We start from the raw sequence: 25,509 nt of genomic DNA on the forward strand, positions 1-25,509 counted from the left end.
GAAATGCCGAAGTTAAGAATGGTCTCGTCTTCCTGAGCCCTGTCCGCTGCATGCGGGATAATGGTGCAGCCGCCTTGAGCGGCGACCGAATGTGAGTTTGAGCGTGCTCGATATGGAGCCGCCTCCTTAACGGGCTCAGACCTTGGATGCCGAAACAGCGCAGGAGACCTGCAGATGGCACCCTGATAAGCTTGCTTGACCCAAAGCTCCTCATGTGAGCCCTACGGAAGAACAATGCTGCGGATGCTGCTGCAATCTGTGAGGCTGTCTCTCGAGCTGGCATTTGGTTTGGTCCGACTCAAGTCCGAGCAGGATCAGGCATTCCTGATGTTGCAACCGGCCTGCGTCCTTCTGGTGCGCGGCAGCGGACAATGGTGGCGTGCGCGATCCAAGCTCATCTGGCGGAATACGGTCTGATCATCCCGCAGGGGCGGCAACGCGTCGATAACATTGCGATTGCTTTCGAAGAGATCCGCGAGGCCATGCCCATTGAAGCCTGCTTTGCCTCGATACTCTGATTGGTCAGGACGGCGAACTGAACAAACTAAACACGCGCCTTGGCGAGATCGACGAACGGCTGGCGCAAATTCATCGCAACCATCCTATTTGCCGATTGCTCGCCTCGTGCACTAGGGAGGTGCCTGACGCTTTCCAGACCCAGTGGCACGCGCTGGGTTCCTCGGGACAGCTGTCGCTTGTGTGACCCCACAAGCTAAGATCGGACCGAGCGATCCCGCATGGGAGGTCGTCTATCACATCAGCCCATTGCAAGCTTCAGCGTCCATCTAATGTCTAGATGGCAGATATATGCAAATAGTATTTGACCTAATCGTACAATAATTGAATTTTCGGACTTTAACCGCAGACGTTTAATTCAGGAGGGATCGGCGATCTCCGTGGGTGCGATGCCGACGCGCATCAGCCCTTCGGACGAGTTGAGGGTCCGGCGCGCTCGCCTACGTCGTCGTAATCGTCTCGGCGGCTCTTGCGAACGTCATGAGCATGCGGGCTGGGCCGCTGCAGACGTTTTTGAGGATGACGCTGCCGCTGGGGTTCGGCCAGCGCCCTCTTCGCGTTCCTCGCCTCCTTCGATGAAGTCGTCATTACATCGCTAGTAGCCGGATTCTCGATCCACTTTACTTCTGAACATGTGGGAGGATATTCGCAACCAAATCCACATATCGTGGCGACCCAAGCAGACATGATGCTCGCAATGCCCGAAATGTGTCGGCAAGACGCCAACGTCCTACGCGTGTTCCGCCAGGTGCTGGGTGTGCCCAAGTCGAGCCCAAGAAGGATGAATGAAGTGGAAGAAGCAGTGGAGCGACGGATCATTCGCGGATTTAGGTGGCCGGCAGCGTCGCCCCAAAGTTCCGAGACAGTGACCATAAGAACGGTGCACAATCTGCGTGTCCCGATGCGCGATGGGGTCGAGTTGGCTGCTGACCTGATCTGTGCGGACGGAGCCCTTGGACGTGCTTCGCCTGCGATTCTGATCAGAACGCCATACGACAAGACAAACCAGCGCTCTTGGAGTGCGGAGTTCTACCGGAAACTTGTTGAGAACGGCTACGTCGTGATAGTAGTCGATGTTCGAGGCCGCTTCAACTCCGGCGGGAAATTCAAGCCGTACTTCAATGAGGCCATCGACGGCTACGACACCATCGAATGGATCGCTCGACAGGAGTGGTGCGATGGAAATGTCGGCATGCATGGTACGTCGTATGTCGGTCAAACGCAGTGGTACGCCGCATCTGAGGCTCCACCACATTTGCGCGCCATAGTTCCTATCGTTTCGCCGCCGGGGTCGCTGTGGCGGAATGAGCCAATCTTTAATGGTGCGCTGCTCATATCATTCGGAGAATGGGCTGTCGGTATGGGAGATCGCAGCTGGCAAGTCACCGACTTCAGCGAGATATGGTCGCAACAGCAGGAGTATTTCGAGGCCATCCCTTCCAGCTGCCTTCCGGAGATGGCCGGAGCATCAATAGACTGGTGGCGGGAGTGGCTTGAACATCCCACCTACGACGGCTTCTGGGCCGCCGGCTCCTATGAGCGCTATGAACGAATGGCCGTCCCAGCGCTTAGTATTACCGGGTGGTGGGACATGAACTTTCCCGGCTCTCCACTTAATTTTGAGCGAATGCGCGATCAGGGACTCACAGAGAGTGCTAGGCGCGGGCAACGATTGGTCATCGGGCCATGGGCACACCGAGTAAACAAGACGACCACCCTATCAGGACTTGATTTTGGCCCGTCAGCTGTGGTTAGCCTCGATGACTACATCCTGCAGTTCTACGACCATTGGCTCAAAGGCAAACAGAATCAATTGAGCAAGGAGTCATTAGTAAGGGTGTTTGTAGCGGGCGCCAACGAGTGGTGGGCGATGGACGATTGGCCACTCGTGACCACTGAGTACACGTCCTTGTACCTCCGAGCCCCGCAGAATGATGATGCTCGGAGCGACGGACAGCTTTCGTGGAGCCCTCCAACGAGCGCCGAGGAAGCAGATTCCTACGTTTACGACCCTCGTGAATCGCCTCGCATGCTGTGGCGCTTGGAAGCAGGGCCCGTGGATGATCGAGCGATTCGAGGATGCGAGGGCGTCCTGTGTTATACGAGTGAAGTGCTCACGGCCCCGTTGGATGTTGTCGGTTGGGTGACTATGAGGCTGTATGCGTCGTCATCGGCGCGGGATACAGACTGGCATGTCCGTCTTGTTGACCTCTATCCCGATGGTTCGGCTAGGTTCCTGACTCGTGGCGTCCTGCGTGCCCGATACCGCGATTCTCTCGCTAGCCCTCGCCTCCTAGAGCCGCACGAGCCAACCCTCTTCGAGTTCTCAATGGACGCAACCGGGAATCGGTTCCTTCCAGGCCACCGAATCGGTATCGAAGTCATGAGTTCGTGGTTCACGCAGTACGATCGCAATCTGAATGGTGGGACTGCAAACCCATTCCAAGAGACTGAACCGATAGTTGCGCACCAGCGCGTTTTTCACCAGCCAGGGCTCGAATCCTGTGTGATCCTGCCCATAATCCCGTCTCAACATTGACCAATAGCGCATATTAACGGCAGTGGCGGGACCGCGGACCAGAGCACGTTTATCCGGTTCATGCCCTGCGGCCTTGAAGTAATTTGCGCATTCTGTCGTAAAAAAGGTGATGCGCCGCCTACACCATCATTCGGCGTGTTTCTGAACAATGAGGTTTCTGCCGTACGCATCCGGTGAAGACCGCAGACGTGCGTAGGGCCGTGAGGCATCGCTTCGATGACCCTGTAGATAATGTTCGGGTCTTCCGCCTGGATCAGAAGCTCGTGTTGAGGACGGTGAGGGCCGCCTGCGTGCGTACCCTGTGTTTGCTATGGACGAGACCTTTTCCCTTGCCGGCGGGAGCCGCCTGGTTCGATGACTTGACCAACGTTACGCAGCAAGAGCATGCTGACGAACAGAGAGACGTTGACTGCACGCTCCATTTCCTTCCGCTCTTAGGACGTTGTCGCTGACGATCATCCTCGGCCGGCCGCGCTCGGTGATGAGCCGGTCCAATTCGCGGGCAACCCGCATGCCCGAGAGAGACGCATCAACGATGAGTGCCAGGCACTCTCTCGTGCAGTCGTCGACGATGCGGAAGCGGCGCCCGTCGGTGAGCTGGTCCGATACGAGTCAAGCGACCAGCGCTCGTCGGGCCTCAGCGGCACCAGCATCGGCGCCCTGGTCCCCATCGCCCGCTTGCGGCCGCCACGGCGGCGAACGGCGAGCTTCTCCTCCCGATAGAGCCGGAACAGCTTCTTTTGGTTCACGACCAGGCCCTCCCGCCTCAGCATCACGAGAAGACGCCGGTAGCCGAACCGACGACGTTCCTGCGCGATCGCCTTCATCCGTTCGCGAACCTCGCGGTCGTCCGGCCTGCTGGTCTCGTAGCGAACCGTCATGCGGCAACAGCCGATGGCTTTACACGCCCGCCGTTCGCTCATCCCGAAGCCTTCCTTCAGGCGAGCGACAGCTTTCCGCTTGGCCGCGGGCGTCACCATTAATGGGATGGTCCGCCCCGTCCTCCCGCAGCATCATCTGGGCAGTCACAACAAAGGAGGTTGCAATGTCCCCACGCAATGCGCCGCGCCCTGCGGCCGTCTATGGTGTCGATATCGGCAAGAACATCTTCCACGTCGTCGGCTTGGGCAGCGACGGCGAGCCCGTCCAGCGAGTTCGCTTCCGACGCGATACGTTGATGAAGTTCTTTGAGCGGGCAGCGCCGGCAATCGTCGGGATGGAATCGTGCGCTGGATCGCAATGGATCGCCAGGAGACTTCAGGCACTGGGGCACAGGGTTCCCAGCGCAGTTCGTGAAGCCATACGTCAAGTCGAACAAGAGCGACATCATCGATGCCGAAGCTATCGCCGAAGCAGCCACGCGGCCGACGATGCGATTTGCCGCGATCAAGAGCGAGGAGCAATCCGACCTCCAAGCTTTGCATCGGGTGCGCGACCAGATGATCGGCACGCGAACCCGTCTGATCAACCAGATGCGAGCATTCTGCCTGGAATACGGCATCGCATTGAGACAGGGCGCCGGACTGTTCAAGCTCGACTTGCCACTGGTTCTCGATGACCTTTCGAATGACCTCACGCCGGCAATGCGCAAACTGCTCGTGGACCTGTTCGCAGATCTGCGCCAGTTGGAGCAGCGCATCAACGACGTGACGAGGGAGATCGCAGCGATCCAGACCGAGAAGATGTTGCCCGCCGGCTCATGACGATCCCCGGAATCGGAGCATTGGGAGCCACCGCGCTACTGGCGGCCGTCGGCACCGGATGCCAGTTCCAGAAGGCTCGCGACCTGGCCGCATGGCTGGGGCTGGTCCCTCGAGAATACTCGACCGGAGGCAAGCAGAAGCTACTCGGTATCAGCAAGCGCGGGAACCGCTACGTTCGCAAGCTGCTCGTTCATGGCGCGCGATCATGCTTCCGTCACCTGGATCGAACCCGGGATCGCCTGGGAAGCTGGCTTGACGGGTTGCAGAGCCGTATGCACCCGAACAAAGCTGTTGTCGCACTTTCCGCCAAGATGGCGCGCATTGTCTGGGTTGTCCTGACCAAGCCGGGAGCGCTCTACGAACGCAGGGACCCTGCTTTCGCCTGACGCTCCGGCTCGATTGCAAGGCTCGGGAATAGTGATGACGAAACAGTGGATCAGCATGCCGTAAGCCCTGTGCAAAAAAGCGGGCTTCGTGCCCGAACCATTATTGGGAACGGCGTGCGCGGATCTCATCATGGCCTGGCTGCAACAGCAGCTCACTCGCGAGAGGCCGGATCATTTACGCAGCTGGAATCGTCATCGGCGATGTCGCGAACCCTTGCACGGACGGGGCGGACCATACATTCCTTCCCACAAGATCCTTCAACGTTGTCGAGCATGGCGTCGGCCAGAAGCCGCTTCAGCCGCGTGTTATCGTCCTCCAGCGCATTCAGCCGCCGAGCCTCGGAGACATCCATCCCGCCGAAGCGGGCCTTCCAGTTGTAGATCGAGGCGTCGCTGACCCCGTGCTTGCGGCACAGATCGGCAACCGATACCCCGGCCTCGTGTTCCTTCAAAATTCCGATGATCTGCTCTTCAGAGAAGCGGCTGCGTTTCATGTCCTGGTCCTCTCGCTGGGCCAGAACGAACTTCAAACCGGATTAGATCAGAGGGGCAAGGTCACGACCGCTGGAGCACGTCACCACAGGCTGTAGCGCCGCGGTTGCGGAAGCCGCTCGCGAGCGCCCTCAACAGTGCCGCAGCGAGCGAGCGGCATTGCGGCGGTCATCGATGTTCCCGGCAAAGCTCAGTTGCGGGTACCAACCTGATTTAAAGGAATCACCCATGACCGATGACATGACGAACATGCGTGCGCTCTTGGAGAGGAATGTGGATTCCGGTCTCTTGCGGGACATGATAGGCCTTCTGGGCGAGCGAGTGATGGATTTGGAGGTTGGGGCAGCCATCGGCGCCGCGTATGACGAGGCTCGAGCTCCACGACAGGCCGCGCACCGAGCTCTCCGAATCTTCCTTCCTATGGTTCGATAATCCCAAGTTCCACAGCTTTCGCAGCAAGTGCCGTTCTGCGGGTCGTATCCAACTTCCGCATTACGTTTTTCACATGGAAATCAACCGTGTTTTGGGACCGTCCTAATATCGTCCCTATTTCCCCTGACGTTTTTCCTTTCGATATCCAATGAATGCACTCTCTTTCCCTATCAGAGATCTTATAGGCGTGCTCCGATGACCTCTGCGTTCCGAGCTTCGCAACCCTCAGATGAAACTGTACCGCGGCAATTTGCAGATAGGTGATCGCTCTATTTTCCAATTCGCAGTCCGCGGATTTAGCAAAACACATAAGCTTAAAGCTGCCAGCGGGGCCATGTAGCGGAACGGTAACGCCTGACTTCAAGCCGAACGTCCCCGCCTCGTCCAGGACGCGGCGTTCATTTTCAGTTGTGCTTTCGTGGGTATAAACCTCACTCCACCGGAAGGGCCCTACCCCCTTTCGACCTTTCTTGATGAGCGGGTCTATTTTGGCATAACCCATCTTTAAGTAGCGCTCCTGCCATTCATCAGGGTAATTCCACATCATCGCAGAGTCCGGTCGGGTCGGCTTCAAAACCCTTTGTTCTGGTGCAAGCGGGCCATAGGCTATCCACGGGCAATCGAAATTCAGCGCAAACGCGGACAACAATTCGAACAACTGTTCGGATTCAGCGACATCATTAGTCGTGTCGAGGAATAAGCCTAACTCGGCCGCAATCCGCGAGAATTCCATGATCTCTCCTTCAGTTGCGTTCTCATTGGTGCGAGCTGCTCCAGCCCAGCATCCCAATTGCGTGGTGGAATCTGGCCCTGTCGACAGAGCTTCAAGAGTCGTGCCAACTTGGGCGCAAAGCTTTTCTTCGGATTGCAATGGGCTGGGTAGGTACCCAGGAGATGAACCGAACGCACTTTGTCGCGGAGTGAACAATCGTTGGGTCGCAGAATGGCAGCGGAGCACGAACTCAACGGCCTCGTGTCTCTCGACGGCCCAACCGCCCAGGGAGGAATTTGGTCGCGAGCCCTCTGCGCGGAACGCGCTGAACGTTATTACCAGATCATCGACCGTCCGCGAAATTGGCTCCGGCCTTTCCGGTTCGGCACTGTCGTGGACACGTCCGGCACGGCACGGCGGCATACGCGAGCTGTCGCCCGTCAGCCGTTACGGAAGGTGTAGCCGTAACCATTGATTGCGGGCGCGCCACCCAGATGGGCGTAAAGGACCCTCGACCCCTCTGGAAAGACGCCTTTCTGGACGAGGTCGATCATCCCTTGCATCGATTTGCCCTCATAGACCGGATCAGTAATCATACCCTCGAGACGCGCGCACAGACGGATCGCTTGCTTGGTTTCCTCAGACGGAACGCCATAGCGCGGGTACGCGTAGTCCTCGAGCAACACGATGTCAGCCTCGACAAGATCGGTTCCGAGGTTGACGAGCATCGCTGTATGTTGGGCAATACTAAGCACCTGCGCCTTGCTCTTTGCTGGAGTGGCGGATGCATCGATACCGATCACGTTGCGCTGTCGACCGTCCTTCGCGAACCCGACGATCATGCCGGCATGCGTTGAACCTGTGACAGTGCAGACCACAATGTAGTCGAAGGCAAACCCAAGCTGTTTCTCCTGGGCGCGCACCTCGTAAGCGAACCCCACATAGCCAAGGCCACCGTATTTGTGGACAGAGGCCCCGGCCGGTATCGCATAAGGTCTGCCGCCCCGTGCCTTGACGTCATATAGCGCTTTTTCCCAACTGTGGCGGACACCTATGTCAAAGCCCTCGTCGACCAGGCGCACCTCTGCGCCCAAGATGCGGCTCAAAAGAATGTTGCCGACCCGGTCGTAGACAACGTCGTCATGTGGAACCCAGCTCTCCTGAACCAGAAGACATTTCATGCCGATCCTGGCGGCGACCGCTGCGACTATCCGGGTGTGATTGGACTGCACGCCCCCTACGGTGACCAGCGTATCGGCATCTGACGCGATCGCATCCGGAACAATGTATTCGAGCTTACGCAGCTTGTTTCCACCGAAAGCAAGACCTGAATTGCAGTCCTCGCGTTTGGCGTAGATCTCTACCTTGCCGCCCAGATGTTTGCCGAGGCGATCGAGCTTCTCGATCGGCGTTGGGCCAAAGGTGAGCGGATAGCGTGGGAACTTTTTCAGCATGTTTTCTCCAGCAGAGGTAATCAAGCTGAACTACCTTCAGTCTAGGCCATGGGCGTTCTTGCTGAGCCAGCTATGTTCTGGAACGTTGTAGAAGTGACTCAACATCATCGCCGCGTCTCCGTTCGATCGACCCGTGCCGGCGTGCTGCGACGCCTCCTATGTGCGTGGCGAACCTCTGGCCAGTTCAAGCCCACCTGTATGCTTGTCCTATCAATTCGATGTCCCTTGTTGGGCGTGAACGTGAGTTCCGCTCTGTCACTACGCCTCAACACAGCGTCAACACATAGCCCAGTCAGAACGAGCTGAGATCCATCTGAACATTCATTCATCAACTCGTCATCTCATGGCGGCTCGTTCCAACTGCGTTGGCTTACCCTTACCTGTGCTCGACAAGCACACTGGACCGCCAGAGCAGAAAGAGCACGCTGCCGAAATAAACCATCTGGAGCAGTAGCGAACAGGCCAGCGTAGCGACGACGGCTAGACGGATCGCGTGCTAAGCGGAGAGAACGGACACAGCGTTGCCGCTCCAAACCACTGCCGCGAGTCGACTAAAGATGATGAGGTCCAAAGCCGTTCTCCTATCCCGTCATTGATGCTGCTCATGCTGCAATCTGGTCGGCCGCGACATGCGTCTGGCAGTTCTTTGGGCAGACACGGCCACAGGCTCCGCAGCCAATGCAGCGGCCGGCATGGTCCACCACCATGACCATACGATTGAGCTCACCGTCGAAGTCGTCGTCTTCCCCGTCGCAGATGCCTAGGATTTCACCCGCGTCATCCACGCCGTGAAGATGCATGACCCCGCGCGAGCAGACCTTGAAACAGCGACCGCAGCCGATACAGATTTTCTCGTCGATAGCGGCCAGATATTCCGGCACCCATTTGGAGCCGTCGCGGGTGATGCTCTTCATCGTAAGGTCCTCATTTTGGCGAGCTCTCTCCGGGCACTATTCAACTCGGCATAAACAGCGTGCGCTGTCTCGGCGACTTCCGCTATCTCAGTCCATTTGTTCGGGAGGCCCTCGGCAAGGTCGCGCAAGTTCGTCTTGGCAATCGCCGCGCGCAGTTGCAGCTTTCGGACTTTCTTCACCATCTCATCCAGATTTGACATGAGCCTTCCTCGAAATTCTGTTTCATCCTCGCAACGTCGGACAGGCAATGAACGCAGTCGCAACGTCGCCCAGTTTCGTGCTGGCAAGTTTCCGGAAAGTCTCGAAGAGGACGCGGTGGACGTCTCAAACGATTAACTGCCCGACCGTGAAAACCACGAAACCCCGATCGATTTCATCATTGTTGGCGATGTAGTGACGAAAGAGCGCTCCTCGATCACAATCCCCGCTGCTGTGTGAAATATGTCGAGCCTACACAGCAGAATCGCCAATGATCGGGATCTGAAGGACGCAGTTTTTGTGATGATGAAGTCGACCAGCAGCTCGGTCCGATTTGCCCTGGCATCGCCTGTCCTGAGCACGGATCAGCGTCAGGAGCCGTTCGATGGTCTGTCGGGCAAGGGCATTGCTGCCTTCTTGACGGGCAGGAGCAAGCGCGGTGTGAGACATATCGTTTCCTCAATTCAGTGTCGTCCTCAGAGGGCGAGCTCTGCGTTCGGCTGCGCCAACTTCGGGCCGCTTACGCGGCCGCCCTCCGGTTTGGCCGGGCCGGGTTCCAGGTAATGCTGTGCTTGGGCCGACCTTGAACATGTCCTGGACTGTGACGTCCTCCGCGATAGCTAAATTCTCGTCGAACATCGCGTCCGCGGCGATCCGTCTTTGGAGGTCGTTCACGCCCCAGCCTTGACCTACAGCAAACGATCCCCTCGGTGCTGCATGGGCATACTTACTGCGAGCGGGCCGCATGCATTGAGCGAATTGATCAGGGTTCAATTCCTTGTCATGCCTTTTGCAATCTCTGCTCATGAGGCCACTCCGCTTTAGTGTTCAGGAGCCTTGATTGCGGTGCCACACAGAAGTCCCCGCAACAGGCGTTCTCACCCGTGTAGTCGGCCAGGGCTTGAAGCAAGGGGCTAAGGTGTGTCTGTTTGATGTGATCAGGCATTGGCTCCGGAATATCCAGCGATTCCAGTGCCGCTTCGATCAACTCGATCGCGCGAGCGTTGTTGCCGCTCTCGTGGTAATACTGAGCTACCGGGAGGTAGCAACGGAATTTAAGGCGCCCGTCGCCATCCGGGGGATTCAGTGTCAGGATTTGTTCCGAGAGCGTGTTGCCTATCGCAAAGCGCTCAGCACGGGGAAGATGGGCGTTGTCTATCGCGGGATCGAAGAGCTGATTCAGGGCCATGACCATCCAAGACACGGCCTCGTTTTTTTTGTTGATCGCGTCCTCGACTAACTGGCGCATGACTGGCAAGCCGCTCTGCATGTCCCGCAGCTTGTGAAGCAGAAGATTCGCTTGAGTTTGCCGAAACCCGATATAGTCCGGCATCAATGCCAGGCCTTCTTCAACTGCCGAGAGTGCGGCCGGCCAATCCTCGGTCTGTGTCGCGGGCTTAAGTTTGGCGTATATCGGTTTGGTCCGGGCCCGTTCGCGCGCTGTGCGTTGGCTAGTAGCGATCCGCCTTATGTCGGCGGCCCTCGCTTCATTGCTGCTGCGCCAGCTGCCGTTCAGAACTTTGGGTAGAACCTCATTGAGTTCCGCCGGGTGTCCGATGAAAGCGATGCGGCCGTCGCCATCAACCAGGAACGACTCAGGGATTCCGGGAGAAGAACTCGCCTGCATCCATAGTCTGTTCATTTCACCAGTAAAATCGAACGCAATCCGGTAATTCAGATTCGGGAACCTCTCGGTCAGCCACGCATCCAACTTGGTCCGCGCCTCGTCTGCGGTTGGAGCCTGTTCGCTAGCTGCGATTCCGACGACCTCGAATCCACTGTCTTGATATTTCTCTTGCAGCTGCATCAGATGGGGTATAGCCGCCACACAAGGTCCGCACCAAGTCGCCCAAAATTCAACAAGACAGACCTTGCCGGGCTGAAAGTTCGTGATGGGCTCGCCACGCAGCCAAGTGTCCACTTTGATTGGCGGAGCGGGGGACTCAATACGCAACACCGTTTCGTACTCCAAATTCCCACACCTTTCCTGGCGCTTATGCGTTAGCTGGTCGTTCTCTCTCTCAGGAGCGGAACACACGAGTTGGTAGCGACCAATCCGGCTTGCGTGTTCTCATGCGGTCAGCCCTCACGAGTATTGCCGCAAGGGCCGTGCCAGCACGCTTAGTGCCCGTTAACTCCATAGTTACCTTTGAAAACCTCATAGGCCCAGTTGGCCAGCTGTCTTCGACGCGACAAATTTCTGCCGGCCGTAAGTTTTTGGACACCGCAACCACTCCTGCGTAAGAAACCGAACAGCTTGGCTCTCTTCTGCGGTCAGATGGCCTCGGCTTCTCCAGCAGCAGCACTTCGGCGCCGTTCGAAAGGGCGGGGTTAGGTCCGCGACTGGCTCCCGCGTGCAACGACTGAGTGCCGCCCGGTTACGTTGAGCTTTTCTCCTAAAGCCGTTGTCGATGAGGCCCAGCGTCGAGTGCGAGCTGACAGCGCGAATGCTGTTTCGCAGGGACCCGGACGCCGCATCCACCCCGCCCTTCGCTGCAGCGAAGGCGGACAGCATTCCTCGGCCCCCCCGCCGATGATCAGTAGCCGTAGGTCATATCCCGCTGCCCATTTCTTCCGCGACGAGGTGGGGCCAGTTGTCGACGGGGGCAGGTCTGATGAAGCCGGCCTGCTCGCGGTTCGCCTGCGGCACGCGTCCCAGGAGGCTGTCGAGGATGCGACGCGCTCGCCAGGCCAGCAGGCCTAGATTTGGATCAGCCAGCCCGCGCTGCCCGAGGGTCGCGTTCTGTACGAAGATGCGCCTTTCAGGCGGTCCGTCCCAGCACACGGAAAAATCTTCGCGGATAGCCAATTCGTTGTCGCTCTTTTCCAGCCGGCCCGCCATCGGCTCCAAGAAGTCTGGCAACGCGTTCTCGTAACCGGTGGCCAGGATGACGATGTCGGCCGTGACTTCTTCGACCTCACTCCTGCCGCGGCGCAGGCTCAGCCTGTGACCCGCGCCGGCGTTGACGCAGTACGAGACGGTGTAGCCCGGCCGCAGTGTGATTTCGCAGTGGCTTGGCTCCAAAAACGCGTGCCGGTATTGCGCTTGATAAATCGCGCGCAACGTCCCTTCCGAAATGCAGTCGGAAGCAAGCACGAAACGCCTCAGGTACAGTTTGCGCTGCGACTCGCTCATTGCCGCCAAGCGATCCGAAGAGCACGCTATGAACAACTCGTTTGTAAACGGGCTGTTGTCGATGGGCTGATAGTTTTCGCACTCCGAGACCCAAGTGATCGATCGAGGCCGCCGCTCTTTTGGCAGGCCGACAAGGTGTAAAAGCACCTCGGCTCCCAACTGGCCTCCACCAACCACGCAAACGTCCTTTTTCCAAACCTCAGGATGGATGCGCGGTAAATCCGATAAGTGGAACAGGTTGCGTCCGGTCCAGCCCCGAAACTGAGACGGAATCCGCGGCTGCTTGCCGGTGCCGATCACCAGGTCTCTGGCGCCACGAACTGCGTCGTCCGTCCACACCCGAAATTCGCCCTCGAAGCGGATTTCGCGCACAGTCTCGCCGCCGCAGACAAGCGGGTTCCGGTGGAAGGCCCAGTTCAGGTATTGCTCAAACTCAGCTCTGAGCACGGCCTCGAACTGTGCATTCAGGAAGTGGAATAGACGCCCGTTCTCGTATAGGTAGTTTACGAAAGTGTAGGCTGATCGCGGGTTCACCAGCGTGACCAGATCCTTGAGGTGGTTGACCTGGAGTTCCGGCGAATCCAATGCGCTGCCGGGGTGCCAGCGGAAGTCGAGCTGCCGATCCAAGAACAGTGCCCCTCGACCGATCTGCTCGTGTATCTGACACGCAAGGCTGAGATTAGACGGTCCAGCACCCACTCCAATGCAAGAGAGCTCCACTTGTCCTGCTCCTATAAGTGTTTCCCAAACAGGCGATGCTCGCGGCGAACATCGGCCTGGTCATTCGGCTTCCGCACTACGCGGCCATTCTCGACCCCGGTGCGGCTGGATTCGCTAGCGTTTGTCCCGGCGTTCGTGTGGTCGGCTGTGTGAGGCCCAGGGATCCAGCCAACGGATGAGATCGACACTCATGTCGGTGACGTGGGGGCCGTGCGCGGGATCGACGTTTCCACCCCGCTTCGATGATAGCGTCTCGCTCAGCGGATGCTTACCGACCTTATTCGGCGTATGAATCGGGCGCAGTCGCTCGCCTCCAAGGTGATGCGCCCACTTCTGACCGGTTGTGGATCAGCCGAAGCGCGGTCCCAGTGCGGCAACAGCATTCTTCAGTGACCCTGACCCTAGGAGGACATCCTTCTGATGTGTTCAGAAGATTCCCCGCATCGAACGTGCCAGAAGGAAAATTGATCAAAACAACTGGCAGCAGGTTTGTGATCGTGTCGGCTATCCGACGTTGAGGAGGGAAACCTTGCACCGGCGGCAGATTTGTCCCGGTGCTCTTACCGGTAAGCTAGCAGGGTAGCTCCGATCCCGAAAAATGCGCTTGGGTGGGCTAGCTTGTTCGCTTAGCCTGATCATGGCAGGACGTGCGCTGATGTGTTCGGAATGTTCCCTCAATCGACGTGCCAGGATGAAACGTTGATGGAACCAACTGACAGCGGGTTTGTGATCGTGTCGAGTATCCGACGTTGAACGGCAGGCCTTGAAGGTTTGCACTTCGTCGCCCTTCGGAACAGCACCAGCTTGACCAACTCTAGCGTTTTTTTCAGATGGGCGCCGTCCGGGGAATCCGGTAATGTCACATGTGTCAGGCGACGTGGATCTCTCCCATGATCCGATAGGCATAGCATTCTTACGGCGCATGACGCTCCCATTAGCACTCGAATAAGGTGCGCGCGGCAGCTTCTTCGCGCGCCAGCACAAGCTCGCTTCATCGAGGTCAATGCCGATGACGTGGGCCATTAGTCCGACCGCTGCGCTCGAGCTTACATCTCCGCCGGCGCAGCCGCCGTCGATTACGGTGGAAGCCGACAGCGGCTCGAAGCTATCAGCAGCGATTGCGTTGAAGACGCCAGCACGCGCCAAATCGCGGCAAGGAGCGCGCGGCCACCAGGTCGGGACGTTGTTCCTGGCCAGACAATCCTCGTCGCGCGGTTGGTTCAGTAAGGTATCGTCATCGAGATAACGTCTGCAGCTTTTTCATGCATCTCATACGCCGAGACCGCTTTGCACCCTCGGGTCCAACCCACGATCCGGCTTCGGGCGACATCCATTGCGCCGTTAAGTCCGGAGCGAAGCGGACGGCATACCGTTTGAGATAGCTCACCTTCGCCGAAAATCCCTTCGGAGTGTTGAGAAGCTCGCACGGCATCGGATTTAGAGGAATGTAGATCGTCTGCCGGTCGCGCCGAACGGGTCCGCCGGTCGCGAGCACAAATGATCAGGCTCGTGACGCTGCAGGATGGCTCCAGGAAGCGAGCGACTAAATTGAGGATGTACCCTAGGCATCAGAAGGAGGACGCCGCTCCACCTTCCGCCTTGCGCATGACCTGGAGAGATTTCCGGTGGGCGTCGCCTCCCGATCGACGCTTTTTCATGTTCGCTACTCTCCGTAAAATAGATTGTTTCGATGGAGCCCATCTACGATGTGAATTCGGGCGCCTCGCATGCGATCAAGATCCGAACCCCAGAGCTCCATACCGATGCCTGCGCAACTCGCCTGCAAGCTCGACGCCCGATCTACTTATGAGAAACCGTACGATCGGCGATGCCGATCATCCCAATCGGAACCGCCCCACGTGGCACGGGCGAGCTAGTCGATTGTCGAGGAGGAGAGCAGATCGGGCTTGAGAGATGACTGGCCTGCTTCGCAGCTGCGGTAGGTGGCCAATTCGGCAGCGTGCTGTTTCTGACCGGCCGTCCAGCCGCGCTTATAGGTTTCGTCTGTTCAACGGACGCGCGGCAATCGCCGATCGACATCACGGGCGCGGTGAAGGTGGATACTGCGCACATGCGCTAGGTGGGCACAAGGACCGCGGAAGAGATGAGCAAGGCCACATCAATTCAAGTCAAGCTGACGCAAGGCAGCAGGCGATCGATCCGACTGATGATCTCAAGCTCATGTGCGCTGGAGTGGCGATCTTTGCCTTGGCGCCCCGTACCATCGGCGCACCACTGCGCACACTGACAAGCCGGAGTGGCCGGTGACCGGACGGGTTCGCCTCTAGTGAAAAGCCGTCTTTCACTTTAATCGAGCGTGATTGTGCGTTGCGCGATTTGTGTCCGGTCTGGTTCGGTTCTTAGTCGCACGCGATGGGCCGCATTCATACCGTAGATGCACTTCATCGAAACTATCGATTTTACGATGCGTAACGACCATGAAAAACGCTGCTCGGAACCTTCTGAGGACGATCAGCTGCATGAAGTACCGAGCGGATATCAGCGGTCTGCGGGCCGTCGCCGTTGTTCCGGTTGTCCTATATCACGCTGGTTTTTCAGCGGTCAGCGGCGGGTTCGTTGGGGTCGACATCTTCTTTGTGGTCTCCGGCTTCCTCATCACCTCCGACATCATCGAGCGCACCGACAGGGGCGAATTCTCGCTGCTGGACTTCTATCACCGCCGTGTCCGACGGATTTTTCCTGCCCTGTTCGCGATGCTGGCCTCATGTTTTGCGATGGGGTGGTTTGTGCTGCCGCCAGGAGAGTTCATCGGCTTCGGCAACAGCGCCATCGCCGCTGCGATTTCCGCCAGCAACTTCTTTTTTTACGTCAACACCAACTATTTCACTGAAGCCGCGACCTCGCTCCCGCTCCTGCATACATGGTCCCTGGCCGTCGAGGAGCAGTTTTATTTGCTGTGGCCTTTGGCAGTCGTGCTCATGATGCGATGGCTGAGACCATGGGCGTCAATGATCGTCGCGGCGCTGGGCATCATCTCCATCACCGCAGCTCAGCACTGGCTCCAGAGCGATCCGGCCTTTGTATTCTACATGCTTCCGACGCGCGCCTGGGAACTGCTCGCGGGCGGGCTGATCGCGCTGCCTGTGGCTAAGGCAATGAAGCCAAACCAAACGATTGCGGAACTCCTCGCTGCCTCGGGTCTGACGCTCATCACCGCTTCCATCTTCCTGCTCAATCAGGATACGCCATTTCCCGGCCTATACGCGCTTGCTCCCTGCATTGGAGCGGCGCTTATCATCGCCGCCGGCTTTCACCGCGACACGATGGTCTCGAGAGGGCTGTCGATCAAGCCTGCCGCCTTCGTCGGGCTCACATCCTACTCGCTTTACCTCTGGCACTGGCCGTTGCTGGTCTTTGCAGGCATCTATCGGAATCGAGAATTGTTCGTCTCTGAACGTGTCGCCGTCCTGACGGCCGCTGTGCTCGCGTCAGCACTCTCCTGGCGCTTTGTCGAGCGCCCGTTTCGCCGGAGGGCCACAGGCTGGAAGTGGATGGTACCGACCGCCGGCGCAACGGCTGCGGTGTGCTGTCTGTCCCTGGTGATCATCAACAGCTCCGGTTTCCCCAGTCGGGGGCCTGATGGCGGCCCGTCTGTTCAAGCGCTTAGAGCGGAAAGGGCCAAGTTCGAATCCTCTTCCTGCCTCCGGCGTGGCGGGCTCATTCCCAAGACGGGCGAATGCCTCCTTGGCTCCGGCAATGTCGCTCCGAGGATCGTTTTGTGGGGCGATTCTCAGGCTGCCCATCTTGCCTCTGCTTTAGACGAGGCCGCCCGGACGACAGGCGTGCGCGTCAGACAGATCACAAAGGCGGGGTGCGCTCCTTTTCCCGACATGACGATGCTTCCCGCCAGTCCCTTGAGAGCGGATTGCCCGGCCTTCAATGCGTCCGCTCTCCAATCGGTTCTTGCCGATGGCAACGTCACACTCGTGATCCTGGCAGGCCGCTGGAACACCTACTCGGGGCGTGGAGGCAGCTTCCTTTCGAAGGATGGAAGCTGGCCTTCGCAGGAGGCTTCCAAAGCGAACTTCACGTCTGCCATTAAAGAGACCGCGGCCGCACTGGCGACCCGTGGCATCAAGACCGCAGTGGTTGGACCAGCCCCAGAACCGCCCACTGATGTGCTGACTTGCCTCATCCGTGCGGACTTCATGAATGGCGATGCGCCGTGCTCCACCATGCGGGCCGAGAGGTCTTGGCAGAACAATCAAATCCTCGCGGATCTGCTGCCACGAAGCGTACAATTCGTCCCCATAGTCCCAGCTTTGTGTGGGCAGGATAAGTGCCCGCTGAAATCAGGTGAAGACATCTACTACCTTGATGCGATCCATCTTTCGCGCGAGAGCCAGCATATGCTTGCCCCTATTTTCGCCAAGCTCATCTCTTCGTCAGCCATGAATTCGGCTAAGGCAGGCTTTCCGGGGCAGTGAGGATCGCACACTGCTTCCGTCCGGCGCCAGCTAAAGGTCATCACGAGCTGCGGCGAAGCCCTACCTTAAGCTGCCTGAGGGCACTCGTCTTGAGTTCTATGAAGCTGCAATTGCCCTCGACATGGGGCAGCCGGGAACAATGGCAGCCTGTGGTCCGGCGCTGCAAAGACCATTGCCTTGAGCGAACGGCTGTGCTGGCCGGAGCATAGGTCCTAACCCGTGCACCAAGCTAACGACTGTCTTTCTCAACTGAATTAAGCCAAGCTACCATTCTCGACTTAGGCCAACCTGCCGCGGCCGTGCTTCGATAGCGTCGAGCAGCGCCGCTGCACGGCCTTTGGAGCCGTCTCGGGCGAGAGTTCGACAAGCAACTCAAGACCGGAGCATATGATCGGTCAGGCCTCGTGCACTGCCTTCGAGGAGCGTCGCGCCGCCGCGATCTTTTTCCCGATATCTGAATAGTTCACCCAAGTGGACTAGAGCTTCGAGCGGCATCGGTGCAACTGCCGAGCCGGTCAGCGCGCCAAGAACAGCGGCAATGTCGGCTTGTCAACAATCCATTTCGTTACGCCGCCGAAGAGCCGCTCACGCAGGCGACGGCTGCCATAAGCGCCCATGACTATCATGTCGGCAGATGTATCGATTGCGTGCTGCGCAAGCACCTTGGCCGCCGATTTGCCAGCACTTGGCAACAGGTCAACCGACACCCGAGCACCGTGGCGCGTGAGATAGGCAGCAATATCGGCTCCAGGTTTCGCGCCGTACCCTTTGTGGTTCGCCTTCGGACCCACCAGGACAACACGAACTTCCTCAGCAGCGCATAGGAGACCCAGCGCTTCCCGAACGGCACGGGATGCCTCGAGTCGCGAATCCCAACCGACCAGGACGCGCCTTGGCCACAGCGTCGCCTCAGCGCGCTTGGGCACAATAAGTACCGGTTTTCCCGTATCAAGTAAGCTGCCGTTGATGACGACAGGTCCGACAATACTGTCGTTGAGAAGTGCGGGGCCGACAATTGTCAGGTCGGCGCAGAGTACCCGCTGTCGCACCACCTCCCCCACGCCAGTCAAATTACAATAATCCGTATCGACATCATAGGAGAGGCACATGGCCCTCAGCAGTTCCTGGATCTTCTCGGAGCGTCTTTCCAGTCTGGGCACGTCCAGTGTAAATCTCTCTTGCCGAAACTGATTGTTCAATGTGGCCATTGCCTGTCCACGCCCCGTGGGCCACTCGGGGATACCATCTCTGATCGGCCGATATGACAAAACGAGCATCAGAGCCGGTATTATCCGTACGGAAAGATGCGCACCGACTTCAGCACACAAGCCGGCAGCAGTTTCGACGTCATGATCGGAATGGTCTGCGTCCGTCACACAGAGTACGCTTTTAAAACCCATTTGCCTGCTTCTTCCTGAGTATTTCGTTTAGTCTAGGGGGCAGGCCGCAACACCGACTCACAGCGCGAGGGAAAGGGAGTGGCACTACACCTCAACTGATTCAGCCGTCCGGCGTCTGGAGCGAGTAGCCGGCCGACCTCACAGTGAGAATGCCGCCGCCGGGCCAAGCCTTCTTGAGGGCTGTTCTGATCCGGCTGACATGGACATCGACGGTGCGTGGTTCGACATGGATGTTTTTCTCCCAAGCCGCGCCGATAAGCTCCTTCCGGCTGAAGACCTTGCCGGGAGCTTCCATCATAAGCAGCAGCACGTTGAACTCGATGACTCCGAGGTGAATATCGTGGCCATTGCCGCGAATCCGGCGGGCATCCACCTTCATCTCGAGGTCACCAAAGGTGAGCCAGCCGCCGTTTTCAACACCATTTGCGCCCCGCTTCGGCAGTGCCAGCCTCGCCCGTAGAAAGTCGAGCAGGTTGGCCGGAACGATCGGCCGCACAAATCTCTCGTCAATGCGAGCCTTCAGGAGATCGAGGTGCTGTTCCTCGGCACCCGGCGCGATCAGGGCAATAACGGTAAGGTCGGCGGTCCGGGGCTCCCCCTTGAGCCGGGCGCAGATTGGGGCCCCGGTTATGCTCGCCGGACCGCAGTCCAGCACTACGGCCTGGAATTCGCGTTCGTCGGCCAATGCAAGCACTTCTTTGGCGCTCCTTACCGGCTCAGTGGCGAAGCCGTCCACCTCCAGTATGTGGCTGAGCAACAGATAAAGCTCGGCATCTTGCGAACAGATCAGGACGAGTGGCTTCATCGGTGTTACTTCAGGAGCTTGATCCGCCTGGACGGCGTCGGCTGCGACGGCTGGCCACCGCGGCTGCTGAAGATTGTCATGGCCCCTGGGCTCGAAACCTGCTTCATCACGCACGCGCCACCTCGGGATAGGTTTCGATGGCTGCGATTGCGTCGCTGACCAGCTTCGTGCCGGCCCCGGCGAGCTTCCGCAACGTCTCGAAGCCGAACCGGTGGACGTCGCGCAGCGTCTTCGACAGAGCGACCAGCCGCCCAGTCGTGAAAAGCACGCGCCCAAAGCCTTCACGGCTCAGCTCCATGATCGGCGATGCCATCAGGCCGCAGCGCTCCTCGATCGCAAGCCCAATGGCGGTATAAAACATATCTAGCCTCCACAGGACGTCCGGGTCGGGATCGCCTATGATGGGGATCCCACGGCGCTGTTCCTTGGTGATGATGAAGGCGGCCAGCAGTTCGCGGTCCGCTTTGCCTTCCCACGCGCCGTAAGAGTCCTGAGCACGTATTAGCCGCACGAGGCATTTGAGAAACGGGCTGGCAAGCGCCACCTCATCCTCATCGACAGCAAGGCTAAGGGCAGGGTCGAACATTTCGCCTCCTCATTTCAGTCCTCGTCTTCAAAGGACGGCTTCTGTACGCCTGCCTCAGCCAGGACCTTGCGCAGCCAAGGTGGAGGGCAGGTCCTGAGCATCAGCTGCGTGCGAACCAGCACCTCTTGGATGCTCTGAGTATGCCGCACCTTGATCGGATGGATTTTTGCCGAAACAAGCTTGGCTGCCGAAGGTCCACCGATCGCCAGGCAAAACAGGAGGTGGCAGCCCTTCAGCGCTTTTATCTTCGGTGTGATGCGGTCATCCCTCTCGGAGTGATGTTTCCCACTTTCGTCAGAGACGTCGTCGAACTCGATGACTTCCACAAGCTCCCACTCCTCGCGCGTCATATCGTAGATGACAAAGCGCTTGGCCGACCCGAAATGGGCGTTGAGTTGCTTGACGTCCTGGGTAGCGATTGCCACCCGCAAAGCGCCTACTTGTCGTTCACGCATCGGACGGTGAACCTCGTCAGTGACGAGTGAGAAGCGACGCATCGGGCTCACCTGGCGTTTGGCGGTTGCGGAATGGATCGAGCTCATCAGGCGTCGGCGCACGCCGGTCGGCTTGGAACAGGTTGGCAACCTCGAAGACCAGATCACGGGTCCCTTGATAGAGGATCGAGAGCCTGTGCTGGCTGCCAAGCCGGTCGAAGACGGGGAAGCCGATGCGCATAAGCGGAATGCCAAGGCGTTTCGAGGCCTGGCGTCCATGTGAATGGGTGACCAGAAGATCAGCGCCGCTTGCAAGTGATTCCAGATCGCCGAGATCGCCGACCTGAATCGACTCCGCCGGTACCTTTTCCAGAATTTTCGACATATCGGTCGTCGTGACGGCCGCCGTGATTGCGGAGCCCATGTCGACGAAGAACGCTCCGAATTGATAGAGTTGGTCTGGTTCAGCAGCGATCGCAATTTTCTTGCCTCCGAAGTGGAAATGTCCGTCGAGCAACGCATCTTGCAGTTGCGCCCGCCGACGGCGGACGCTTGCCGGCACAGGCTGGCCAGAAATAGCCGACAGCAGCGAAACGAACTGATCGGCGCCCTTCAATCCGGTCAGCGACTGAAACAGCACGTAAGGCACGCCGGTCGCCTTGTAGAGAACCTCGGCCGGGCGGCGCATATGCTCGCCGATCGCGATGCAGTGCCCGGCCGTGCCGAGCTCGCGGATATCCTCGATGCTCGTTCCGCCATAGGTGGTGGGGACCCAGTGGTCTGGCACGGTACCGTCGAGCGAGCCTGAAAGGTCTGGCAAGATCACCGATTGCAGGCCAAAGCTTTCGACGATCTCGCGCAAATGCTCGAGGTCAGCCACGGTGAGGTTCCAGCCGGGCAAGATTGCAAGTTTTTTGGACTGGCGCGCCCGTTCGCCAGGTCGCGTAACAGCTTCGATCATCGCGGTTACAGCGTTGGCCCAGCCCTCTTCGAGGGCGCCGGTGAAATCAGGCGTGTTGGCCAGGACGATTTCCGTGCCGGCGAGGTCTTTCGCCCGTTTCAGCCTGATGTCGGCGACGCCGCCTGCGCAATCTTCGCCTCGGGTTTCCACCAGGGCCGTCGTGCAGACCCCAATCAGCTTTGGCGTCGTGCGGCTCTTGAGGTTGAGGATGGCCTCTTCCAGATTGTCCGACCCGCCGAGGATGGTTGTTATTTCATCCATCGCGGTCGTCTGTAGGGGAATCGTTTCCTTGAAATGCCGCACGAACAGCACGAGGGCGAAGCTGGTGCAGCCTTGGGCGCCGTGGAACAGCGGCACTGCGCCGTCAATGCCGAGAAACGCCAAGGCGGCACCAAGCGGCTGTGACGATTTCAGTGGATTGACCGAGGCTGATTTGGTTTGGGGAAGGATGCGGGTCATAGGATTTCCTCGACAGCCGAAATCGTCCGCGTGGTGGCAGCGAAATTCTGGACAGCGCGCGTCGTCGCCGTGTCATTGTTGGCGCTGGGCAATTGGTGCTTCCCATCGGGCTGGCAATCCCACGGGGGTCGCTCGCGCACCTGGCGCCAGATCGGGTTGTGAATGGCGAGGTCGATCTGGCGTACGAGTTCCACCATGCCGTCATAACCGGCGTAAGGGTGCTGGCGCTCCTGATTGATGTCGAGCCAGGGCGTCTTGGCCTTCAGCGCGACGAATTGCGTGCGCCCGCCAGACAGCATGATATCGGCCTTGCCTCCAGAGAGGATGGCGTAAAGGTCGCGCGCTGACATCTGCTCGAACATATGGTTGTCGTCCTTGAGCATCTGTTGGATGCGCACCTTGTCTTCGGGCGTGGATTTCTTGACCGAGGTGCCCACGATCTCCATGCCGATCTCCATCAGCGCATGGACGACCGACCAGGACTTCACACCGCCTGTGTTGAGCAGCACGCGCTTGCCTTGGAGCCGCGGCCGGTAGGCCTCAAGCTTCTTCCATGCAACCGCCTCCTGCTCGGCAATCAGCGTCTCTGCGCGGTCCAGGATCTCCGGATCGGCACCTTTCCTCACCAGCAGCTTGGCAATTCTGCGAAGTGCCTCCGAAGTGTCCGAGATCCCGTAGAAGGAGCCTTCGAAGAAGGGGATTCCCCAGCGCTCCTCCATCTTGCGGGCTAGAGTGATGAGGGCCGTCGAGCACACCACCATGGCCGCCCGGGCGCTGTGCCCGGAAGCTACGTCGCGATAGCGCGCGTCGCCCGGAATGCAGGCGCGCACCCGGATCCCGAGCCGATCCAGGAGCGGCTTTACCAGCCAGAATTCGCCGCAAAGGTTGAATTCACCAAGGATGTTGATGTCATACGGGCCGGCGTCGTCGGGTTCCACCGTGCCGATGACATGGTCGAGCAACGCCTCCGCGGCAAGCTTGTTGCCGAGGTTCTTGGAGCCAGCCAAGCCCGGCGCGTTGACGGGAACCACGGCCAGGCCGAACTTTTCGGCGGCGCGTTTGCAGACGGCCTCGATATCGTCGCCGATGAGCGCCGTCACGCAGGTCGAATAGACAAAGACTGCTGCGGGCGCATAGGTCTCCGTGATTTGGCGGATCGCCTTGAAGAGCTTCCGCTCCCCCCGCCCCATCACCACATCGAATTCGGTGAGGTCGGTCGTGAAGCTTGTGCGCCACAAGGTTGGCCCGGACGAAGCTGCACCGCGGTTGTCCCAGGAATTTCCCTCGCAGGCGAGCGGCGCATGCACCAGGTGGGCAACGTCAGTGATCGGCTGCAGGACGATCTTGGCCCCGTCGAAGGCGCAGCCGCCCGCTGCCGCTCCCGGCGTCAGCGGCCGTGCGCAGCCTTCCTTGCGCGCCTTGGCGTCCTTGCCACGGTTCTTGTCGCAGGCGGGCTCGTCGAAAACGTCTTGGATCTTGGCACTGAGCGCGGTCATCGCGTCAGCCCCCAAACCCAATTCGGCGACGAACCGCCTGCGCGAAAAGCTGGCCGTATGTTTCAGCGGGTGAGGTCATAGGAATAGTCCGTCACGCCCGTCTGGCTCGTCTCGCGATCGAGTTTGTCGAAGATCTTGTCGAGGATCGTGGTCAGCACGCGCAATCCGCCTTGATAGCCCATGAGCGCAAAACGATGGTGATGGTGCCGGTCGAAGATCGGAAACGTCAGGCGGATCAGCGGCGTGCCGGTGTCACGCTCCAGATACTTGCCATAGGAATTGCCGATCAGCAGGTCGACCGGCTCGGTGAAGAGCAGCGACCGCATCGCCCACAGGTCCTTGCCGGCCCAGACCTGGGCATCCGCGCCGAAGGGCGAGGCGTCAAGCAGCTCCTGCAACTCGGCTTGCCAGGCCGAGGAGCCGTTGGTGGCCAGGCAATGTGTCGGCTCGCCGCCGGTCTCCATGACGAAGCGGGCCATGGCGTACACGAAGTCCGGGTCGCCGTAGATCGCGTACTTCTTGCCGTGCAGCCAGGATTGGCTGTCGGCCATGGCATCAACCAGTCGGCCGCGCTCCAGTCGGATTGCCTCGGGGATTTCCTTGCCGGAAAGCGCCGACACCTTCATCAGCAATTCGTCGGTCGCCTGGACGCCGAGCGGATAATGGAAGGAAGCCGTGGCCTGCCCAACTTGCCCGCAATAGTCGAGCGTTTTTCGGGTGTTGTAGTGCTGGAGCGAAAGCGTTGCCTCGGCGTCGAGTGCCCCCTTCACCTCTTCGATCTTCGTGCCGCCGTCATACATGCGGTATTCCCCGTCCGATGGCGTGTCGAACTGGTCAGAGGCGTCCTGGATGAAGGTGTAGGACACACCCATCATATCGAGCAGGCGTTTGAGTTCCCGGTTGTTGCCGACGCAGAAGCCGTCGAAGCCCGGAATGACGTTGATGGTTCCCTTGGCCTCCGTGCGCTCCTGGCCTTTCCAGAAGTGCTCTAGAATGCCCTTCAGCATGCCGTCATAGCCGTCGATATGGCTGCCGACGAAGGCCGGCGTGTGGGCGAAGGGCACGTCAAAGTCGCTCGGCACCGACTTTTCGTCTTTGGCGTTCTCGATGAAGCTGTGCAGGTCGTCGCCTATGACCTCGGCCATACAAGTCGTCGACACTGCGATCATCTTGGGGTCGTAAAGCTGGTATGTGTTGGCGAGCCCGTCGACCAGGTTCTTCAGGCCCCCGAACACTGCCGCGTCCTCCGTCATCGAGGAGGAAACTGCCGAAGCAGGCTCCTTGAAATGGCGCGATAGATGAGAGCGGTAGTAGGCCACGCAGCCCTGGCTACCGTGGACGAAGGACATGGTCCGCTCGAAGCCTGCGGCCGCGAACACCGCGCCGAGCGGCTGGCAGGCCTTGGCGGGATTAATCACAAGCGCTTGTCGGGCGAGGTTCTTTTCGCGGTACGCCCAGGTCTTGGTGAATTCACCCTGATCGGCAACGATCTGATCCGGGTGCGGACATTCGAAATTCAGCTTCTTCTCGGCGAGCATCTGCCTGTATTCCGGCTCGCGGAACAGCGGAGCGTGGTCGAGAATCTTTTCGGCCGACTGCGGCATTGGTATTACCTCTTTTCCATCTGGCCGCGCCATACGGCAGCTCAGGTACGTCGAGACGTTTGCGGTTTCCCGAGGCTCACAAGCCGCGGGGGTTCATCGTCTCTCTGGGGGAGA

18 protein-coding genes and 3 pseudogenes are annotated in these 25,509 nt (G+C 59.0%); 4 read left to right on the top strand and 17 right to left on the bottom strand.

Translation table 11 applies throughout. The features are described 5' to 3' along the window. The first annotated feature begins 234 nt into the window (after positions 1 to 234). Positions 235 to 417, top strand: a complete 183-nt coding sequence (locus MESOP_RS34450) for a hypothetical protein (protein ID WP_013533473.1) — start codon at positions 235 to 237, stop codon at positions 415 to 417. A gap of 805 nt (positions 418 to 1,222) precedes the next feature. Beyond that, positions 1,223 to 3,055, top strand: a complete 1,833-nt coding sequence (locus MESOP_RS31390) for a CocE/NonD family hydrolase (RefSeq protein ID WP_280739560.1) — start codon at positions 1,223 to 1,225, stop codon at positions 3,053 to 3,055. A gap of 441 nt (positions 3,056 to 3,496) precedes the next feature. Here MESOP_RS31390 and MESOP_RS31395 read toward each other — a convergent pair. After that, positions 3,497 to 4,035: pseudogene (locus tag MESOP_RS31395) on the bottom strand (IS3 family transposase); the annotation flags it as partial. Between the two features lie 65 nt (positions 4,036 to 4,100). Here MESOP_RS31395 and MESOP_RS31400 point away from each other — a divergent pair. After that, positions 4,101 to 5,144: pseudogene (locus tag MESOP_RS31400) on the top strand (IS110 family RNA-guided transposase). Positions 5,145 to 5,404: 260 nt separating this feature from the next. On the opposite strand, the pseudogene MESOP_RS34460 reads toward MESOP_RS31400, so the two are convergent. From MESOP_RS34460 to MESOP_RS31445, 9 genes and pseudogenes are all read right to left on the bottom strand, one after another. Further along, positions 5,405 to 5,638, bottom strand: a pseudogene (locus MESOP_RS34460) (transposase); the annotation flags it as partial. 129 nt (positions 5,639 to 5,767) lie between these two features. Further along, positions 5,768 to 5,935 (bottom strand): hypothetical protein, encoded by a 168-nt coding sequence (locus tag MESOP_RS35930; protein ID WP_015319221.1) that lies wholly within the window; start codon positions 5,933 to 5,935, stop codon positions 5,768 to 5,770. A 119-nt stretch (positions 5,936 to 6,054) separates the two neighbouring features. Next, positions 6,055 to 6,801 (bottom strand): LuxR family transcriptional regulator, encoded by a 747-nt coding sequence (locus tag MESOP_RS31415; protein ID WP_013533476.1) that lies wholly within the window; start codon positions 6,799 to 6,801, stop codon positions 6,055 to 6,057. 419 nt (positions 6,802 to 7,220) lie between these two features. Continuing rightward, complete coding sequence (locus MESOP_RS31420; RefSeq protein ID WP_013533477.1) at positions 7,221 to 8,234, bottom strand: 1-aminocyclopropane-1-carboxylate deaminase; 1,014 nt, start codon at positions 8,232 to 8,234, stop codon at positions 7,221 to 7,223. 376 nt (positions 8,235 to 8,610) lie between these two features. Continuing rightward, the gene (locus MESOP_RS36710) at positions 8,611 to 8,724 is read right to left on the bottom strand and encodes an exopolysaccharide production repressor protein (protein WP_338048537.1); all 114 of its coding nucleotides are present in this window, start codon (positions 8,722 to 8,724) and stop codon (positions 8,611 to 8,613) included. 112 nt (positions 8,725 to 8,836) lie between these two features. Continuing rightward, positions 8,837 to 9,148, bottom strand: coding sequence for a ferredoxin III, nif-specific (fdxB, locus tag MESOP_RS31425; protein WP_013533478.1), 312 nt, complete (start codon positions 9,146 to 9,148; stop codon positions 8,837 to 8,839). Next, positions 9,145 to 9,348, bottom strand: coding sequence for a CCE_0567 family metalloprotein (locus tag MESOP_RS31430; RefSeq protein ID WP_013533479.1), 204 nt, complete (start codon positions 9,346 to 9,348; stop codon positions 9,145 to 9,147). The genes fdxB and MESOP_RS31430 overlap by 4 nt, the downstream gene beginning before the upstream one ends. A 779-nt stretch (positions 9,349 to 10,127) precedes the next feature. Continuing rightward, positions 10,128 to 11,303, bottom strand: coding sequence for a TlpA disulfide reductase family protein (locus tag MESOP_RS31440; RefSeq protein ID WP_013533480.1), 1,176 nt, complete (start codon positions 11,301 to 11,303; stop codon positions 10,128 to 10,130). 594 nt (positions 11,304 to 11,897) lie between these two features. Beyond that, the gene (locus MESOP_RS31445) at positions 11,898 to 13,202 is read right to left on the bottom strand and encodes a lysine N(6)-hydroxylase/L-ornithine N(5)-oxygenase family protein (protein ID WP_013533481.1); all 1,305 of its coding nucleotides are present in this window, start codon (positions 13,200 to 13,202) and stop codon (positions 11,898 to 11,900) included. A 2,480-nt stretch (positions 13,203 to 15,682) separates the two neighbouring features. Between MESOP_RS31445 and MESOP_RS31450 the strand changes: the two genes are divergently transcribed. Continuing rightward, positions 15,683 to 17,650 (top strand): acyltransferase family protein, encoded by a 1,968-nt coding sequence (locus tag MESOP_RS31450; protein ID WP_013533482.1) that lies wholly within the window; start codon positions 15,683 to 15,685, stop codon positions 17,648 to 17,650. A gap of 515 nt (positions 17,651 to 18,165) precedes the next feature. Here the strand turns inward: MESOP_RS31450 and MESOP_RS31455 are convergent. The 7 genes from MESOP_RS31455 to nifK all read right to left on the bottom strand — a co-directional run bounded on the left by MESOP_RS31455 (position 18,166) and on the right by nifK (position 25,395). Beyond that, on the bottom strand, positions 18,166 to 18,858 hold the full coding sequence (locus MESOP_RS31455) for a universal stress protein (protein WP_245262922.1): 693 nt from the start codon (positions 18,856 to 18,858) through the stop codon (positions 18,166 to 18,168). Between the two features lie 292 nt (positions 18,859 to 19,150). Beyond that, positions 19,151 to 19,969: a response regulator transcription factor gene (locus MESOP_RS31460; protein WP_013533484.1), complete on the bottom strand. Its 819-nt coding sequence runs from the start codon at positions 19,967 to 19,969 to the stop codon at positions 19,151 to 19,153. Next, a complete protein-coding gene (locus MESOP_RS31465; protein ID WP_013533485.1) occupies positions 19,962 to 20,441 on the bottom strand; it encodes a NifX-associated nitrogen fixation protein in 480 nt (159 codons plus the stop codon). The genes MESOP_RS31460 and MESOP_RS31465 overlap by 8 nt, the downstream gene beginning before the upstream one ends. Positions 20,442 to 20,455: 14 nt before the next feature. Continuing rightward, positions 20,456 to 20,947 carry a nitrogen fixation protein NifX gene (gene nifX / locus MESOP_RS31470; RefSeq protein WP_013897120.1) on the bottom strand — a complete coding sequence of 164 codons (492 nt, stop codon included), beginning with the start codon at positions 20,945 to 20,947 and terminating at the stop codon, positions 20,456 to 20,458. Beyond that, positions 20,913 to 22,295 (bottom strand): nitrogenase iron-molybdenum cofactor biosynthesis protein NifN, encoded by a 1,383-nt coding sequence (gene nifN / locus MESOP_RS31475; protein WP_013533487.1) that lies wholly within the window; start codon positions 22,293 to 22,295, stop codon positions 20,913 to 20,915. Before nifN ends, nifX begins: the two co-directional genes overlap by 35 nt. Then, positions 22,292 to 23,791 (bottom strand): nitrogenase iron-molybdenum cofactor biosynthesis protein NifE, encoded by a 1,500-nt coding sequence (gene nifE, locus MESOP_RS31480; protein ID WP_013533488.1) that lies wholly within the window; start codon positions 23,789 to 23,791, stop codon positions 22,292 to 22,294. Before nifE ends, nifN begins: the two co-directional genes overlap by 4 nt. A 62-nt stretch (positions 23,792 to 23,853) precedes the next feature. Next, positions 23,854 to 25,395 carry a nitrogenase molybdenum-iron protein subunit beta gene (gene nifK / locus MESOP_RS31485; RefSeq protein ID WP_013533489.1) on the bottom strand — a complete coding sequence of 514 codons (1,542 nt, stop codon included), beginning with the start codon at positions 25,393 to 25,395 and terminating at the stop codon, positions 23,854 to 23,856. Positions 25,396 to 25,509: the final 114 nt, after the last annotated feature.

Source organism: Mesorhizobium opportunistum WSM2075 (genome assembly GCF_000176035.2).
Classification (GTDB): domain Bacteria; phylum Pseudomonadota; class Alphaproteobacteria; order Rhizobiales; family Rhizobiaceae; genus Mesorhizobium; species Mesorhizobium opportunistum.

Coding starts and splice junctions, on each gene's coding strand:
- MESOP_RS31390 (WP_280739560.1), top strand. CDS start 1,223: ATGTGTCGGCAAGACGCCAACGTCCTACGCGTGTTCCGCCAGGTGCTG.
- MESOP_RS35930 (WP_015319221.1), bottom strand. CDS start 5,935: ATGTCCCGCAAGAGACCGGAATCCACATTCCTCTCCAAGAGCGCACGC.
- nifN (WP_013533487.1), bottom strand. CDS start 22,295: ATGACCCGCATCCTTCCCCAAACCAAATCAGCCTCGGTCAATCCACTG.
- MESOP_RS31450 (WP_013533482.1), top strand. CDS start 15,683: ATGAAGTACCGAGCGGATATCAGCGGTCTGCGGGCCGTCGCCGTTGTT.
- nifK (WP_013533489.1), bottom strand. CDS start 25,395: ATGCCGCAGTCGGCCGAAAAGATTCTCGACCACGCTCCGCTGTTCCGC.
- MESOP_RS31455 (WP_245262922.1), bottom strand. CDS start 18,858: ATGGCCACATTGAACAATCAGTTTCGGCAAGAGAGATTTACACTGGAC.
- MESOP_RS31415 (WP_013533476.1), bottom strand. CDS start 6,801: ATGGAATTCTCGCGGATTGCGGCCGAGTTAGGCTTATTCCTCGACACG.
- MESOP_RS34450 (WP_013533473.1), top strand. CDS start 235: ATGCTGCGGATGCTGCTGCAATCTGTGAGGCTGTCTCTCGAGCTGGCA.
- fdxB (WP_013533478.1), bottom strand. CDS start 9,148: ATGAAGAGCATCACCCGCGACGGCTCCAAATGGGTGCCGGAATATCTG.
- nifE (WP_013533488.1), bottom strand. CDS start 23,791: ATGACCGCGCTCAGTGCCAAGATCCAAGACGTTTTCGACGAGCCCGCC.
- MESOP_RS31430 (WP_013533479.1), bottom strand. CDS start 9,348: ATGTCAAATCTGGATGAGATGGTGAAGAAAGTCCGAAAGCTGCAACTG.
- MESOP_RS31420 (WP_013533477.1), bottom strand. CDS start 8,234: ATGCTGAAAAAGTTCCCACGCTATCCGCTCACCTTTGGCCCAACGCCG.
- MESOP_RS31465 (WP_013533485.1), bottom strand. CDS start 20,441: ATGTTCGACCCTGCCCTTAGCCTTGCTGTCGATGAGGATGAGGTGGCG.